General features: G+C 73.7%; 13 protein-coding genes. 3 read left to right on the top strand and 10 right to left on the bottom strand.

Annotated features, from left to right (window positions below; all coding sequences use genetic code 11):
• Positions 1-17: 17 nt before the first annotated feature.
• The 6 genes from BUE29_RS10260 to BUE29_RS10235 all read right to left on the bottom strand — a co-directional run bounded on the left by BUE29_RS10260 (position 18) and on the right by BUE29_RS10235 (position 7,683).
• On the bottom strand, positions 18-452 hold the full coding sequence (locus tag BUE29_RS10260; RefSeq protein WP_073389721.1) for a DUF5313 family protein: 435 nt from the start codon (positions 450-452) through the stop codon (positions 18-20).
• Complete coding sequence (gene sppA, locus BUE29_RS10255; RefSeq protein ID WP_073391033.1) at positions 449-2,101, bottom strand: signal peptide peptidase SppA; 1,653 nt, start codon at positions 2,099-2,101, stop codon at positions 449-451. Before sppA ends, BUE29_RS10260 begins: the two co-directional genes overlap by 4 nt.
• A gap of 40 nt (positions 2,102-2,141) precedes the next feature.
• Complete coding sequence (locus tag BUE29_RS22475) at positions 2,142-3,968, bottom strand: MinD/ParA family ATP-binding protein (RefSeq protein WP_073389718.1); 1,827 nt, start codon at positions 3,966-3,968, stop codon at positions 2,142-2,144.
• Positions 3,969-4,060: 92 nt separating this feature from the next.
• Positions 4,061-6,064 (bottom strand): SDR family oxidoreductase, encoded by a 2,004-nt coding sequence (locus tag BUE29_RS10245; RefSeq protein ID WP_073389715.1) that lies wholly within the window; start codon positions 6,062-6,064, stop codon positions 4,061-4,063.
• Between the two features lie 74 nt (positions 6,065-6,138).
• Entirely contained in the window at positions 6,139-7,191 is a 1,053-nt protein-coding gene (locus tag BUE29_RS10240; protein ID WP_073389712.1) for a prenyltransferase, read from the bottom strand.
• A 9-nt stretch (positions 7,192-7,200) separates the two neighbouring features.
• Entirely contained in the window at positions 7,201-7,683 is a 483-nt protein-coding gene (locus BUE29_RS10235; RefSeq protein WP_073391030.1) for an OsmC family protein, read from the bottom strand.
• 45 nt (positions 7,684-7,728) lie between these two features.
• Here BUE29_RS10235 and BUE29_RS10230 point away from each other — a divergent pair, with 45 nt between their 5' ends.
• Positions 7,729-8,640, top strand: a complete 912-nt coding sequence (locus BUE29_RS10230) for a hypothetical protein (RefSeq protein WP_073389709.1) — start codon at positions 7,729-7,731, stop codon at positions 8,638-8,640.
• On the opposite strand, the gene BUE29_RS10225 is transcribed toward BUE29_RS10230, so the two are convergent.
• Both BUE29_RS10225 and BUE29_RS10220 read right to left on the bottom strand, forming a co-directional pair.
• A complete protein-coding gene (locus BUE29_RS10225) occupies positions 8,556-9,539 on the bottom strand; it encodes a sulfotransferase family protein (RefSeq protein ID WP_073389706.1) in 984 nt (327 codons plus the stop codon). The genes BUE29_RS10230 and BUE29_RS10225 overlap by 85 nt on opposite strands.
• Positions 9,540-9,574: 35 nt before the next feature.
• A complete protein-coding gene (locus tag BUE29_RS10220) occupies positions 9,575-9,964 on the bottom strand; it encodes a nuclear transport factor 2 family protein (protein WP_073389703.1) in 390 nt (129 codons plus the stop codon).
• An 89-nt stretch (positions 9,965-10,053) separates the two neighbouring features.
• Between BUE29_RS10220 and BUE29_RS10215 the strand changes: the two genes are divergently transcribed.
• Positions 10,054-10,884 carry a helix-turn-helix domain-containing protein gene (locus BUE29_RS10215; RefSeq protein ID WP_073389700.1) on the top strand — a complete coding sequence of 277 codons (831 nt, stop codon included), beginning with the start codon at positions 10,054-10,056 and terminating at the stop codon, positions 10,882-10,884.
• On the opposite strand, the gene BUE29_RS10210 is transcribed toward BUE29_RS10215, so the two are convergent.
• Positions 10,844-12,286 carry an MFS transporter gene (locus BUE29_RS10210; RefSeq protein WP_073389697.1) on the bottom strand — a complete coding sequence of 481 codons (1,443 nt, stop codon included), beginning with the start codon at positions 12,284-12,286 and terminating at the stop codon, positions 10,844-10,846. The two genes, BUE29_RS10215 and BUE29_RS10210, sit on opposite strands and share 41 nt — an antisense overlap.
• A gap of 90 nt (positions 12,287-12,376) precedes the next feature.
• On the opposite strand from BUE29_RS10210, the gene BUE29_RS10205 reads away from it, so the two are divergent.
• Positions 12,377-12,949: a TetR family transcriptional regulator gene (locus BUE29_RS10205; protein WP_073389693.1), complete on the top strand. Its 573-nt coding sequence runs from the start codon at positions 12,377-12,379 to the stop codon at positions 12,947-12,949.
• A gap of 42 nt (positions 12,950-12,991) precedes the next feature.
• Here the strand turns inward: BUE29_RS10205 and BUE29_RS10200 are convergent, their stop codons facing one another.
• On the bottom strand, positions 12,992-13,900 hold the full coding sequence (locus BUE29_RS10200; protein ID WP_073389691.1) for a LysR family transcriptional regulator: 909 nt from the start codon (positions 13,898-13,900) through the stop codon (positions 12,992-12,994).
• Positions 13,901-13,951: the final 51 nt, after the last annotated feature.

Here is a 13,951-nt window from a genome sequence, read left to right as displayed (position 1 = left end):
CCGGCCGCGGCGCGGTGTCATCGACCGCGGCGGCGCTGCTGACGCTCCCACCGCCGCACCCGCGCGTTGAACTCGTCGACCTCGGCCCGTTCGGCGCGCACCCGCTCCCCCGTGCCCCACGGGTAGCCGGCCTGCAGCAGGCGGTGGTCGGTGGCCTCGTTGATGTACATGGTCACGAACAGCGCCGCACACGCCCCGGCGACGAACGCGGTGAGCGCGCGGATCCCACCGTTCGCGGGCAGGAACACCGCCACCAGGGTCACCGGGACGGCGACCGCCACCAGCGTGCGGGCGATGTGGCGCAGCACCCAGGTCGAGCAGGTGGCGTCGTGGAGCACCCAGCGCCGGTACCGCTCGGGCAGCGGGACCCAGAACGCGTACAGCAGCCAGCGCAGCGGCCCCGGCCGGGGCCGCGGCGAGCCGTGCCCGGGGTCCGCGCCGCGATCGGTCACCGCAATCTGATGCCCGGCATGCGCAACGGGCCACCACCAGGCAGGCCGAGCTCCGCCGCCAGGGCGGCGAGATCACCCCACGGCGACAGCGTCACGCGCGCGAGCGCGCGCGGGTCCTCGCTCGAACGGGCGCGGCCCAGCCGGGCCAGCGGGGGGACGTGCAGCGCCGGGCGCAGCGGCGCGTCGGCGGGCAGGCCGGCCCGCTCCCGGGCCAGTCGCGCCGCGTCCCGCATGCCACCGAGGACGTCCACCAGGCCGTTGCCCGCGGCGTCGGCGCCCGACCAGACCCGGCCACGGGCGACCGCGTCCGCGGCGTCGCGGGTGAGCCCCCGGCCGTCGGCGACCTTCTGCACGAAGTCGGCGTAGATGCGGTCGAGCATCGCCGCCAACCGCTGCTGCTCGTCGTCGGTGAAACCACGGCGGGAGGAGAACATCCGGGCGGCGCCGCCGTGCTCGACCGCACCCGTGCCGAGCCCCAACCGGTCGAGCAGCCCGGTCACGACGATCTTGCCGCCGAGCACGCCGATCGACCCGGTGATGGTGGCCGGTTGCGCCACGATGACGTCGGCGGGGCACGCGATGTAATAGCCGCCGGACCCGGCCACGGCGCCCATCGACACGATCACCGGTTTGCCGGCGTCGCGGACGAGCGTCACCTCGCGCCAGATCGTGTCGGACGCCACCGCCGACCCACCCGGCGAGTCGACGCGGAACAGCACCGCCTTCGCGTGCTCGTCGTCGCGCGCCGCTCGCAGGGCTGCCGACACCGTGTCGCTGCCCAGCTGCCGGCCACGCGGGCCCTGCCGGGTACGACCGGGGACGATCTCGCCGTGACCGTCCACGACGGCGACGAAGTCACGCTGGCGGGCGAGCAGCGTGCCGACACTGCGCCGGGGAGTCCACTGGTCGGCGTACAGCAGCTGCGCATCGTCGCCGACCTGTTTGCGCATCTCCGCGTAAACCTCGTCGCGGTAGCCGATGCGGTCGACGAGACCGGCGTCGCGCGCCTCGGCCGCCGAGAGCGGCGCGCGTTCGGCGACGGAGCGGACGTCGTCGACGGACAACCCCCGCGCCGCCGCCACGGTCGTCACCGCACCCTCCCACGCCGACGCGGCCAACCGGTCGACCGCCTCGCGGTGCTCGGGGGTGAACTCGGTGCGCATGATGCGGTCGGCGGCGTTCTTGTACTCGTGACGCTTGTCGAGCTGCGGTTCGACCCCGAGCTTGTCGAGGGCACCGCGCAGGAACGTCGTCTCGGACGCGACGCCGACGAGCGCGAGCTCGGCCGACGGCTGCAGCCACACCTGCCCGCACGCGGTGGCGAGGACGTAGTCGGCGGTGCCGCTGCCCCCTTCCCCGAGCGTCTCGGCCCATGCCGTCGACGGCTTGCCGCTGCGGGCGAACGCGACGAGGCCCGATCGGATCTCCTGCACCGTCGCCCACGGCAACGCGCTCCCGCCCACCTTGACCAGCAGCCCGCGCACCGACGGGTCGTCGCCGGCCTCGTGCAGCGCGCGGAGCAGTGCCGTGAGGCGCGGACGGTGCCGGCTGCGCAACCGGCCGACGACGTCCTCGGGCTCGACCTCGATCGGGACGGTCGTGAGATCGAGCTCGAGCAGACGGCCACGACGGCGGGGCAGCGAGGGCATGTCGCCCACGCTACTGACCCGGCGGTTGCCGCGGTCGGCGTCAGGTACGCCGCTCCCGCAGCGTCCGCTCGTCCTGCTCGCCGAGGGCGTCGGCGATCTTGGCTCCGGCCTCGACCCAGGCCGTCCGGGTCGCCGGGGCCAGCTTCAGCCACCCGATCGGGCCGCCGTGCGCGAGCTCGGGGTCGTAGGGGATCTCGACGACGGCCCGCGTGCGGCGCGTGAAGTGTTCGAGCAGCTCGCCGCGCACCTGCTTGTCCGACGTGGGGTCGGCCGCGGTGAGGACGGTGACCGCGTTGCGGGCGAGCTCCTCGCGGCCGGTCTGCGCCAGGTGGTCGAGCACCCAGGAGGCGCTGAACCCGACGTCGCGCTGGTAGGTCGACACGACGACGACCAGGTCGGCGCTGTTGACGGCCGCCTGCCAGTTGGGCGAGCGCACGTTGTTGCCGGTGTCGACGACGATCATGCGGTAGAAGCGCTGCAGCACCTGGTGCAGCCGGCTGAACTCGTCGTCGCCGATCTGGGCCATGTTGCCCGGGTTGTCGTCGCTGACCAGGGCGTCGAAGTGCGCGTCGGGCTGGGCCCGCACGTAGAAGCTGAGATCGCCGACCCGGGCGTCGAAGCGCTCGAACGCCGGCAGGTCACTGAGCAGGTCCCACACCGTCGCCTGCTGGTTGTCGGGATTGCGCACCCGCACCGAGAGCGTGCCGCGCGTCTCGTTGTCGTCCCAGCCGACCACGTACCCGCCACGGTTGGCGCCGAACGCCGCCGAGAGGCAGATGGTGGTCGGCGTCTTGCCCGCCCCGCCCTTGGGCTGCACGACGACCACGGTCATCGGCCGGGAGAAGCTGCGCTGGATGCGCACGATCGCCTGCCGCGCGGCGACCTCGTCGGGGGCCGCCTTGGGCTTGAGCAGGCCGCCCGAGGCGCGGTTGACCCGACCGCGCCATCCCCAGCTGGCCGGGGTCGCCGCGACGTCGGACCGGTTCGGGACGAGCAGGTCCTCCGGTCGCGGCGCGGGGGTCGGCGCGGCGGGCGCGCCACCGTACCCGGCCGGCGCCCCGCCGGCGCCGTACGGCGTCGGCTGCGGGCCGCCACCGTGCTGCTGGTGCTGCGGCTGCGGCGGGGGTTGCGGCTGGTGTTGCGGCTGCGGCGGGAGGTCGCGCAGCGCCCCCGAGTGCTGGCCGGGCTGCGCGGCGAAGTGCGGGGGCTGCTCGCGATCCGCGGCGTGGTCGTCGCCGCGACCGTCCCCACCGCCCTGCGCGGCCCGCGCCTCGTCGTACGCCGCCGGCTCGACGTAGGACGGCGGGCGGGGGTAGGGGTGCGCGTCCCCGTACCCGGCATCGCCGGCGGGGCCGGGCTGCGGACGGTCGTCGGCGCCCCCGGCCGGGCTCGAGTCCTGGTGCGGCGGCCACTCCTGCGGGTACGCGGACGGTTCGCTGTAGGCCGGTGGCTGCTGGTACGCGGGCGGCTCGCTGTACGCCGGCGGCTCGCTGTACGCCGGCGGCTCGCTGTACGCCGGCGGCTCGCTGTACGCCGGCGGCTCGCTGTACGCCGGCGGCTCGCTGTACGCAGGAGGCTGTGACCAGGCCGGCGGCTCGGACCACGACGGCGACCCGGTCTGCGCGCCGGGCGAGGGGCGGGTCTCGTAGTCGGCCGGCGCGGCGTAGGTGGCGTCGCTGACCCCGCCGCCGTCTCCGGCGTCCCCCGCAGCACCGTCACCGGCCGCGGCACCCGCCGGGTCGGGGCCGGCGCCGTCCTCGTGCGCGTGCCTCGGCGGTCGCTCGTCGGACGCGTTCGGGCCGCTGCCGTCACCGTCGTCGTCGCGGCCGAAGATCGGGTGATCGTCGCGGGCCGGGTCGTAGGTCAACGCCAGCTCCCTCCGGGTTCTGCCTCACCGGCTCTGCGTGCCGGCTCCGCCTCGTTGACGTACCGATCACTGTGCCCGACGGCGGTGGGCCGCTACCAGTGCACCCCCCGCAGGATGTGCGCGAACGCGACGCTCTCGGTGCTGGGCTGGTCGTCCTTCTTCGCGCCGCCCCGCGCGGCGTGGGAGTCGGGGAACAGCTTGTAGCCGGCGTTCAGGACGACGTCGACGCCCTTCGGCGCCACCTGGTAGGCCAGCGCGCCGGCGTTGCCCATCGCCGTCCCCACCTTCTTCGGCTTGCGGATCATCGCCTTGCAGATGAGGTCCGCCGCCTCGGGCGGGGTCATGGTCGGGAACCGGTCGTACATCTTCGTCGGCGCGATCATCGGCGTGCGCACGAGCGGCATGTGGATCGTCGTGAGGTGCACGCCGTCGTCGATGACCTCGGACGCGATGCACCGGGAGAACGCGTCCAGCGCGGCCTTGGACGCCACGTAGGCCGAGAAGCGCGGAATGTTGGTCTGCACGCCGATGGAGCTGACGTTGATGATGTGCCCGCCCTTGCGTCCGTCCGGTGACGTCTGCCGCATGACCGGCAGCAACGAGAGCACGAGGCGCACCGGGCCGAAGTAGTTCAGCTGCATGGTGCGCTCGTAGTCGTGCATCCGGTCGTAGCTCAGCGCGATGGACCGGCGGATCGACCGGCCCGCGTTGTTGACCAGCACGTCGACGCGGCCGTGCTCCTGCAGGACCTCCTTGGCCATCCGCTCGATGTCGCTGAGGTCGGCGAGGTCGCAGCGGTGGACGAACGCGGTGCCGCCGAGGTCCTCGATCTCGATGCGGGTCTGCTCGAGCTTCTCGACACCGCGGGCGACGAGCACCACCCGAGCACCCGCGGCCCCGACCCGCAGCGCCGTCGCCCGACCGATGCCCGACGAGGCACCGGTGATCATCACCGTCTTGCCCTTGATGGCGCGGGCGAGCTGCTTGTCCTTGCGCCGGTCGGGGCTGTACGTGCGCTCCCAGTACTCCCAGAGATGCTGCGCGTACAGCGCGAACGGCGGGCACTCGATGCCGGCCTCGGCGAGCAGGTCACGGGTCTTGGTCGAGTCGAAGTGCGTCGGGTAGGTGAGGTAGGCGAACGACTCGCGCGGGATGCCGAGCTCGGCCAGCGCGAGATCGGTGAGCTGTCGGGCCCCGGGGAGCCGGGTGAGCGAGGACGTGAGGCGCGCCGGCAGCGCGTCGAGTGCGCGGGCGTCGATGTTGACCGACGGCTGCGGCGCCTTCGCCGCCTTGGTGAGCGCCTTGAGCAGCCCTCCGACGGTCATCGGCTCCGGGTCGGTGAGGTGGAAGGTCCGGCCGTCGAGGTCGGCGACGTGCGCGAGGTGGTCCATGGCCTTGGCGACGAAGTCGACCGGCACGAGGTTGATCTCGCCCCCCTCCAGCCCCACGCCGCGCAGCCAGGACGGCGTCAGCGACCGGACCCGCTGGATCGTCTTGAAGAAGTAGTAGGGGCCGTCGACCTTGTCGATCTCGCCGGTCTCGGAGTGACCGACGACGGCGCCGGGCCGGTACACCCGCCACGGCACCCGGGTCTCCCTGCGCACGACGGCCTCGGCCTCGTGCTTGGTGAGGTAGTAGGGGTTGTGCGCGACGTCCTGCGCCTCCTCGAACATGTCCTCGGTGAAGACGCCGCGGTAGAGCCCGGCCACCGCGATCGAGCTCGTCTGGTGGAAGTGCGCCGCCTCGACCGCCGCCGCGAGGTCGAGCGCGTGCCGGGTGCCCTCGACGTTCGCGACGCGCTGGGTGTCGGCGTCGGCGGTGATGTCGTAGATCGCGGCGAGGTGGAAGAAGTGCTCGACGTCGCCGGTCAGCTTCTCGATGTCCTCGGCCGTGACACCGAGCCGCTCGCGGGTGAGGTCGCCGACGACGGGCACGATCCGGTCGTGCTCGTCGCCGAGGCGGCTCTTGAGCTCGTCGATGCGATCGAGCGAGCCGGCGCGGCACAGGCAGTAGATCGGGCCCTCGCGGTGGTCGAGCAGCTCGGCGAGCAGGAACCGTCCGATGAAGCCGGTCGCGCCGGTGACGAAGTACCCCATGCTGCGAATCCTGGCTTACCGGGTGCCGATAAGCCACCCGGACGTCGTGGGGCGGGCGATGCGCGCGGGGCGGGTCAGCCGATCCGGACGTCCGGGAAGAACGCGCCGGCCGCCAGGCCGAGCACGAACAGCCAGCCGAAGGCACGGTTGTGGACGAGACAGACCCGGTGGTACCAGAGCGGCCAGCCGACGTAGCCCGCGGGCGGCTCGGCCGGTGCGGGGTCGTTCATGACCCGCAGCGCGCGCAGTGCCCGGGGCAGCGCCACCACGCTCACGAGCGCGAACGGGGTCAACGAGCCGAGCAGGATCGCCAGCACCGTCACCACGTACATCGCCGCGACCGACACCTGGTCGAACCGCCGGGCGACGGTGTCGCCGAGGATGAGCGGCAGCGTGCGCTGGTTGTGCACGGTGTCGAACTCGCGCTGGTCGATGTGCTTGCCGACCAGGATCGACATCACGCCGAGCCCCGGTGGCACCGAGGCCACGAACGCGGCGCCGGACCAGTGGCCGGTGACGACGTAGTAGCCGCCGCCGATCATCAACGGGCCCCACACCGCGAAGGCGGCGACCTCCCCGAGCCCGAGCTCCTTGAGGGCACGCGGCGCGGCGTCGTAGGCGTAGAGCAGGACCGCGCCGACGACGGCGAGCCAGCCGGCCGGCCAGCCGCGCAGCGCGACGAAGTAGGCGGCGATGGCGATCGCCACGACGCCGAGGACGACGAGCCCGGTGGCGAGCAGCCGCGGCGTCACCGCGCCGCTGGCGATCGGGTGCAGCGTGTAGCGTCGCCGCGGCGAGTCGTCGGTGTCGTGTCCCCGGCGGTACCCGAAGTAGTCGTTGGACAGGTTGCTGATCGCGTGCAGCACCAGGTAGCCGACGAAGACCAGGGCGAAGGGCAGCCAGGCCAAACGACGATCGGTGGCGGCCAGCAGACCGGCCATGAGGGCCGACTGCGCCGAGATCACCAGGATCACGCTGCGGGCGGCGTAGAGGAACCGGGTGACCGGGTCGAGGTGCGAGAACTCCGACGCCTGCGCGGGGTAGAAGCCGGTGAAGGCGCCGACCCACGCGAACGGCCCCCGCTGCCGTGCCGGGGGCTTGCCCAGGGCGGGCGCGGTACTACTCATGTGCTCAGGTTACGTCGCGGGCCGCGTCGTCCCGGCCTCGCGGACCGTGACCTCGACGACGACCTCGCTGCGCAGCGAGTTGGCGATGAAGCACTGTTCGTGGCCCCGGTGCGCGGCACGCTCGACCGCCTCGTGATTGGTCCCGGCCGCCACCGTGATCACCGGGCGCAGCTCGATGCGCGTGATGGCCATCGGGCCCCGCGTGACGGGCATGACCGCCGCCGCGTCGTCGGCGTAGTCGACGACCTCGATCCCGGCGCGCGCCGCCTCGGCGAGGAAGGACAGCAGCTGGCACGAGCTCGCCGCGGCGAGGACGAGCTGCTCGGGGTTGGCGTGGGTCTCGTCGCCGAGGAAGGCGGGAGCCGCGCTGACCTGCAGGGCTTGCGCCGCGGGCGGCGTCGTCACCGTGTGCGTGCGCTCGTACCCGCGATAACCGGCCGCCGTCGACCCGCTCCAGCGCAACCGTGAGGCGAAGTGGTGTTCCCGGGCCATGCCGTCACCGTAGGCCGGCGACGCGAGCCCATTAGGCTCGGCGCCGTGACCGACCCGTCCCACCTGCTCGAGCTCGTCGCCGATCCCGCCGCCACCACCGTGATCGAACCGCCCGGCGACGGCGTGGGTTTCTGGGCCGGCGGCCCGTCGGCGGTGTGGCAGGACGGCAGCTTCTACCTCGCCTACCGACTGCGTCGGCCGGTCACCGAGGGGCGCGGGTACGCCAACGTGGTCGCGAGGTCCGCCGACGGCGAGACGTTCGAGACCGTCGCGACGGTCACCAGCGAGCAGTTCGACTCCGCGTCGCTGGAGCGGCCCGCCCTCGTCCCGCTGGCCGACGGCGGGTGGCGCCTCTACGTCTCGTGCTCCACCGAGAACTCGAAGCACTGGTGGGTCGAGGCCATCGAGTCCGACGAGCTCGCGACGCTCGCCGACGGCAAGCGCACCGTCGTCCTGCCCGGCGACGACGCGACGGCCTGGAAGGACGTCGTCGTGCGCCGCAGCGGCCCGGAGTGGCAGATGTGGGCGTGCCGTCACCCGCTCGACGGCGGTGACGACCACGCCGACCGCATGACGAGCGTGTACCTCACGAGCGACGACGGGCTCCAGTGGCAGGAACGCGGCACGGCGCTCGGCCCCACCCCCGACACCTGGGACGCGCGCGGCACCCGCATCACGAGCGTCGTGCGCACCGGCGACGGCTGGCTCGCGTTCTACGACGGCCGGGCCTCGGCGGCCGAGAACTGGTTCGAGCGCACCGGGGTCGCGCTCGGCACCGGGCCGGACGCGTTCGCGACGAGTGCGGGGCCGACGCCGCACGGCCGGACCGTGCGCTACGTCAGCCTCGCCGAGTCCCCGCTGGGGACCCGGTTCTACTGGGAGGCGTCACGCTCGGACGGCGCCAACGACCTGCGCACCGCGTACGTGCCGCGGCCCGAGTCGCCCAGCCAGTCCTGATAGGAGTTGCCGAGCAGCTCCTCCAGCAGCGCGATGTCGTCGGCGAACCGGCCGACGAGCTCGCGCCGCACCGCGACGTCCAGCGACGGTCGCGCGCCCGGTCCGCGGTGCAACGCGGCGAGCAGCGGTCGCGAGGCCTGCCGCCACACGGCCGGCGGGGCGAGCGAGCCGAGCGCCGCGCCGGCGCGGACCGCTCGGCGCAGCCCCGCGTTCACGACGCCGTCCGCGGCCCAGCTCGACACGTTCGAGCCGGGGATGGCGGTGACCACCCCCCGGTCGACGCCGAGGAAGCCGGTCAACCGGTCCAGGGTCTCGGCCGGTGAGTCGATGAGTTCGCGGTACCGGACGACCGCGACCTGCTCGCGCGGGAAGTGCTCGAACAGGTGCGCCAGCTGCTCGCCGTAGCGGCCGAGGCCCTGGTACCGCCAGAACGGCGCCCAACCCCGCTCGGCCCGCTGGGCCTCCAGGTCGCACGCCCGCAGGAAGTCGGCCTCGGGCTCGAGACCGTCGGCGCGCAGGTGCGTCCAGTTCGAGTAGGCGCGGTCGACGGGATCGCGGATCACCGCGATGAGCCTGGCCGCCGGGACGAGCCGCGCCATGCGCCGGTGCGACTCGGCGTCCCAGAGGTAGAAGGGCGTGCTCTCGCCCGCCAGCGTCCCGGGTGGCGCCCCGGCGAACAACGCCTCGTAGCGGTCGCGCCGCCACACCCACTCCTGCGCGCTGTGCGCGTCGCCCGGTCCCCGCTGCTCGCTCCGCCGCGGCCGGCGCCCGTCGGTCAGGAAGAACTTGGGTTCCTTCGGGTCGGAGAGGTAGAGCTGCGGGTGCCCGACGAGCGCGGCGTGCAGCGCCGTCGACCCCGCCTTGGGGGCCCCGACGAGGAGGAAGTCCGGCAGCGCCATGCCGGCACTTTACCCATCGATTCGGTAGAGAAGACTCAGCCGGGTACCCGGTCGAGGAACCCCAGCACCTGCCGAATGCGCCCGGCCCCGTCGGTGACGAGGACGTCGAAGCCCTCGACCACCGCGTCGGCGCCCGCCGGGCCGAGCGCCCAGCGGAACCGCACCAGGCGCTGGTGGCCGTCGGCCTCGCCGAGCGCAGTGAAGACGAAGCCGGGGAACTGCGCCTGGACGGCGGCGATCGTCGCGTCGAGCTCGTCGGTTCCGGTGGCGGTGGCGAGCGGGTCGACGTAGGACGCGTCGGGAGCCCAGTGCCGTGCCAGCAGGGCGCGGCGCCCGGCCGGCTCGGTCGCGTTCCACGTGTCGAGGTAGGCGGCGCGCAGGTCGTGAGCGGTGCTGTCGGTGGTGTCGTTCGCTGTGGTGGTCATGGCGTCGAGCCTCGGGCCCGGACGTGCCCCGCGTCGATTCCCTCGCAGGTAATCGCGTGGCCGCACGGTGGTCGCTAGCGTCGGCGGCCATGACCTCCACGGTGGGACGACCGGTCGGCGTGCTGTTGCGCGAATGGCGCGAGCGGCGCCGGCTCAGCCAGCTGGAGCTCTCCTCGCGGGCCGAGGTCTCGACCCGCCACCTGAGCTTCGTCGAGACCGGCCGGTCGCGGCCGACCCCGGAACTGATCCTGCGCCTGACCGAGCAGCTCGACGTCCCGCTCCGCGAACGCAACCAGGTGCTGCTCGCCGGCGGGTACGCACCCGCCTACCCGCAACACGGCCTCGACGCCCCGGCGCTGGCCGGCGTGCGTGCCGCGCTGCGCCGCGTCCTCGACGGTCACCAGCCCTACCCCGCACTGGTCCTGAACCGCTGGTGGGAGGTGCAGGACGCGAACGCCGCCCTGGGGGTGATGACCGCGGGGTGCGCCGCGAGGCTGCTGGCGCCGCCGGTCAACGCGTTGCGACTCAGCCTGCACCCCGACGGCCTCGCGCCGCGGATCGCCAACCTGGCACAGTGGCGCGGCCGGCTGCTCGCGCAGCTGCAGCATCGCGTGGAACGCACCGGCGACCCGCGGCTGCGCGCCCTGCATGCGGAGCTGCTCGGTTACGCCGGCGACGACGTCCAGGCGCCGCCGCCGACCGCGCGGGCCGACGACGTCGTCGTCCCGCTGCGGCTGCGCGACGGCGCCGCGGAGCTGTCGTTGTTCTCGATCTCGGCGGCGGTCGAGACCGCCGCCGACGTCACCGTCGACGAGCTCGTGATCGAGTGCTTCTACCCGGCCGACGACGACACCGCGGCCCGGCTGCGCGCCCTGGCCGTCAGTCCCGGTGCGGCACCCGCGGGACCAGCAGCGCGATGACGGCACCGAGCAGCGCCGCGCCCGCGCAGAGGGCGAACAGGATGCGGTAGCCGGTGAGCGACGGCAGGGTGGCCGGCCCCAGCGTGATGACCTGCGCGGCGAGGATCGTGCCGCCGACGGCGCTCGCCAGCGAGCTGCCGAGGCTGCGGCACAGGGCGTTGAGGCTGTTCGCGGCGGCGAGGGCGGCCCGCGGCGTCGCCAGGTTGATCAACCCCGGCATGGCGGCGTAGGCGATACCGGTTCCGGCCCCGGCGATGCTCGTGCCCACGATGACCTCCCACAGCGCTCCCGTGCACACCATCCGCACCACGAAGCCGGCGGCGACGATCGCCGCCCCGAGCGCGAGCGTGATCTTGGGGCCGAAGCGGTCGGAGATGCGCGCCGACACCGGCGAGAGCAGCAGCATCGCCAGGCCGCTGGGCAGCAGGCACAGCCCCGCGACCAGGATCGACGAGCCGAACCCGTACCCGGACGCCTCGGGCGCCTGCACGTAGGACGCGGTGCCGATCAGGCTCGCGAACAGGGCGAAGCCGACGCAGATCGAGGCGATGTTGGTGAGCAGGATCGGCGCCTTGGCCGCACTGCGGACGTCCACCAGCGGCGAGCGCCGCCACAGCTCGAGCGAGACGAACGCGACGAACAGCACGGCGGCGGCGGCGAAGAGCGCCAGCGTGCGGGCGGAGCCCCACCCCCAGCTGCCGCCCTGGCTCAACGGCAGCAGCAGGCTGACGAGCGCGGCCGCGAGCAGCAGCGAGCCCGGGTAGTCCATCCGGCCGTGCTCGGCCCGGTCCGTCTCCGGCAGCGAGACGAGCGTGCCGGCGAAGGCCAGCGCCCCACCGACGACGCAGATCCAGAACAGCACGTGGTAGTCGGAGTGCTCGGCCACCAGGCCGGCCAACGGCAGGCCGAGCGCTCCACCGATGCCCAGCGTGGCACTCACGAGCGCGATGCCCGAGGACGCGAGGTGGCGCGGCAGGACGGTGCCGATGAGGCTGATGCCGACGGGGATGGCCACCGTCGAGACGCCGACGATCGCCCGGCCGACCAGCATCGGCGCCAGTGACGTGCTCAGCGCGGAGACCAGCGAGCCGACCGTGAGCGCGACCGAGGAGACGAGGAGCATCCGCTTCTTGCCGTACAGGTCGGCGAGCCGGCCGACGACGGGCACCGCCACCGCCGCGACGAGCAGCGTGGAGGTCAGCAGCCACTGGGTCGCGGTGGCCGAGCTGCCGAGATCGGCCTCGATCGTGGGCAGCACCGGCACCAGCAGGGACTGCGTCAGCGAGACGAGCAGGCCGCCCACGCCGACGACGGCGAGCGCTGCGATGCGTTGGGCCGTCCAGCCGTCGTGATCGTGCTCGGCGGGGGTGGTGCGAGCGGACCTATCGGTCGAGACCGTCATGCGGACATCCTTTAGTGAGAAAGTGGCACGCTGCGCCACGAGGCACAGCGTGCCACTTTGTTACGCTGGACCGCAACCGAGGAGGCGCACGTGACCGGACTGCGGGAGCGCAAGCGGACGGCGAGCCGCAGCGGCACGGTCGACGCCGCGTTCCGGCTCTTCTTGCGCGACGGCTACGACGACGTCACCGTGGCGCAGATCTGCGACGAGGCGGGCATCGGCCGGCGCACCTTCTTCCGCTACTTCGCGGCCAAGGAGGACGTCCTGCTCGAACCGATGCGCGAGATCGCGGCCAGCGTCGACCTCGCGATCGCCGCGGCGCCGGCCGAGCTCCCGGACGCCGAGGCGCTGCGGCACGCGCTGTCGGCCCTGGCCGACGACTCGCTGCACCGCCGGCGGCGGCTCGTGGAGATGCGCACGGTGCTGCGCGACAGCCGGCCCGAGCACGTGTCGGCCGCGACCGTGCTCTCCGACCACGAATGGCGCATCGCCGGCCTGCTCGCCGCCCGGCACGGCCACGACGAGCCCGACTGGCGCACCCGGCTGATGGTCGCACGCACCATCGCCGGGTTCCGGGTGTGGCTCGACGACGTCGTCACGGGCGCGGTCGCCGATCCCCGCGCGCACCTGCAGACGATCCTCGACGCCCCGCTCGCCGCGTGACCGGTCCGACGCGGCCAGGTCGACGCGGCTAGGCCGACGCGGCTAGGCCGACGCCAGGGCCGGCGGGCCGTGGGCGAGGAGGTGCCGCCGGAGCGCCGTGACCGGCGCGGTCGACGTTCGCCTCGCCGACCAGGCCAGCGAGATCACCCGCGCCGGCCCCGGCGCGCTCAACGCGATCTCGACGGCGCCCGAACCGCTCGCCGCGCCGCGCGGCAGCACCGCCACCCCGAGCCCGGCGGCCACGAGGCCCGCGACCGTCGTCATCTCGTCGCTCTCGAAGGCGTACGTCAGGGGCAGTCCCGCACGCCGCAGCAGCGCGTCGGTGAGCGAGCGAACGCCGTACCCCGGGCGCAACGTGATCACGGGCTCGCCGGCGAGATCGGCCGGCCGCACGCGACTGCGCGCCGCGAGCCGGTGCTTCGCCGGCACCACCGCCACCAACGGCTGCCGGGCAAGGGCCCGCCGGCGCAACTCCGGCCGGTCCGGGACCGGCGAAGCGAGGGCGAGGTCGATGCGTCCGGCGAGCACGCCGTCGAGCACGACGTCACTCGCCTCCTGCACCAACCCGATCGAGACTCCGGGATGCGCGTCGCGGAAGCCGCGCAGCAGCGACGGCACCGCCCGCGGCCCCATGCTGTGCAGGAAGCCGAGGACGACGTGGCCGGCATCGGCGTCGGCGTCCGCGCGCACGGTCGCCACGCCGGCACGCACCTCACGCAGGGCACGGGTCGCATGCTCGGCGAGCTGCTCTCCCTGCCGAGTCAACCGAACGCCCCGACCGTCGCGGACGACGAGCTCGGTGCCGAGCTCGCGCCCGAGCCGGGCGATCGCACGGCTCAGCGTCGGCTGCGGCGTGCCGAGGCGCACCGCGGCGGCGGTGATGCTGCCCGCCTCGACCACGGCGACCAGTTGCTCCAGGCCCGGCGCGAGGCCGGCCGTCTCATACGCCATTGCATGATTCTAGAGTCGACTTCGTCATGGATGCATGAGTGGCGACAGACG

Source organism: Jatrophihabitans endophyticus (assembly GCF_900129455.1).
GTDB classification, from domain to species: Bacteria; Actinomycetota; Actinomycetes; order Mycobacteriales; family Jatrophihabitantaceae; genus Jatrophihabitans; species Jatrophihabitans endophyticus.
The sequence above is the reverse complement of the archived record's forward strand: the minus strand, read 5'-3'. Positions and strand labels throughout refer to the sequence as shown.

Excerpts from the sequence above, each read along its gene's own strand:
- BUE29_RS10215 (WP_073389700.1), top strand. The coding sequence starts at position 10,054 with ATGACCTCCACGGTGGGACGACCGGTCGGCGTGCTGTTGCGCGAATGG.
- BUE29_RS10210 (WP_073389697.1), bottom strand. The coding sequence starts at position 12,286 with ATGACGGTCTCGACCGATAGGTCCGCTCGCACCACCCCCGCCGAGCAC.
- BUE29_RS10200 (WP_073389691.1), bottom strand. The coding sequence starts at position 13,900 with ATGGCGTATGAGACGGCCGGCCTCGCGCCGGGCCTGGAGCAACTGGTC.
- sppA (WP_073391033.1), bottom strand. The coding sequence starts at position 2,101 with ATGCCCTCGCTGCCCCGCCGTCGTGGCCGTCTGCTCGAGCTCGATCTC.
- BUE29_RS10245 (WP_073389715.1), bottom strand. The coding sequence starts at position 6,064 with ATGGGGTACTTCGTCACCGGCGCGACCGGCTTCATCGGACGGTTCCTG.
- BUE29_RS10225 (WP_073389706.1), bottom strand. The coding sequence starts at position 9,539 with ATGGCGCTGCCGGACTTCCTCCTCGTCGGGGCCCCCAAGGCGGGGTCG.
- BUE29_RS10240 (WP_073389712.1), bottom strand. The coding sequence starts at position 7,191 with ATGAGTAGTACCGCGCCCGCCCTGGGCAAGCCCCCGGCACGGCAGCGG.
- BUE29_RS10220 (WP_073389703.1), bottom strand. The coding sequence starts at position 9,964 with ATGACCACCACAGCGAACGACACCACCGACAGCACCGCTCACGACCTG.
- BUE29_RS10235 (WP_073391030.1), bottom strand. The coding sequence starts at position 7,683 with ATGGCCCGGGAACACCACTTCGCCTCACGGTTGCGCTGGAGCGGGTCG.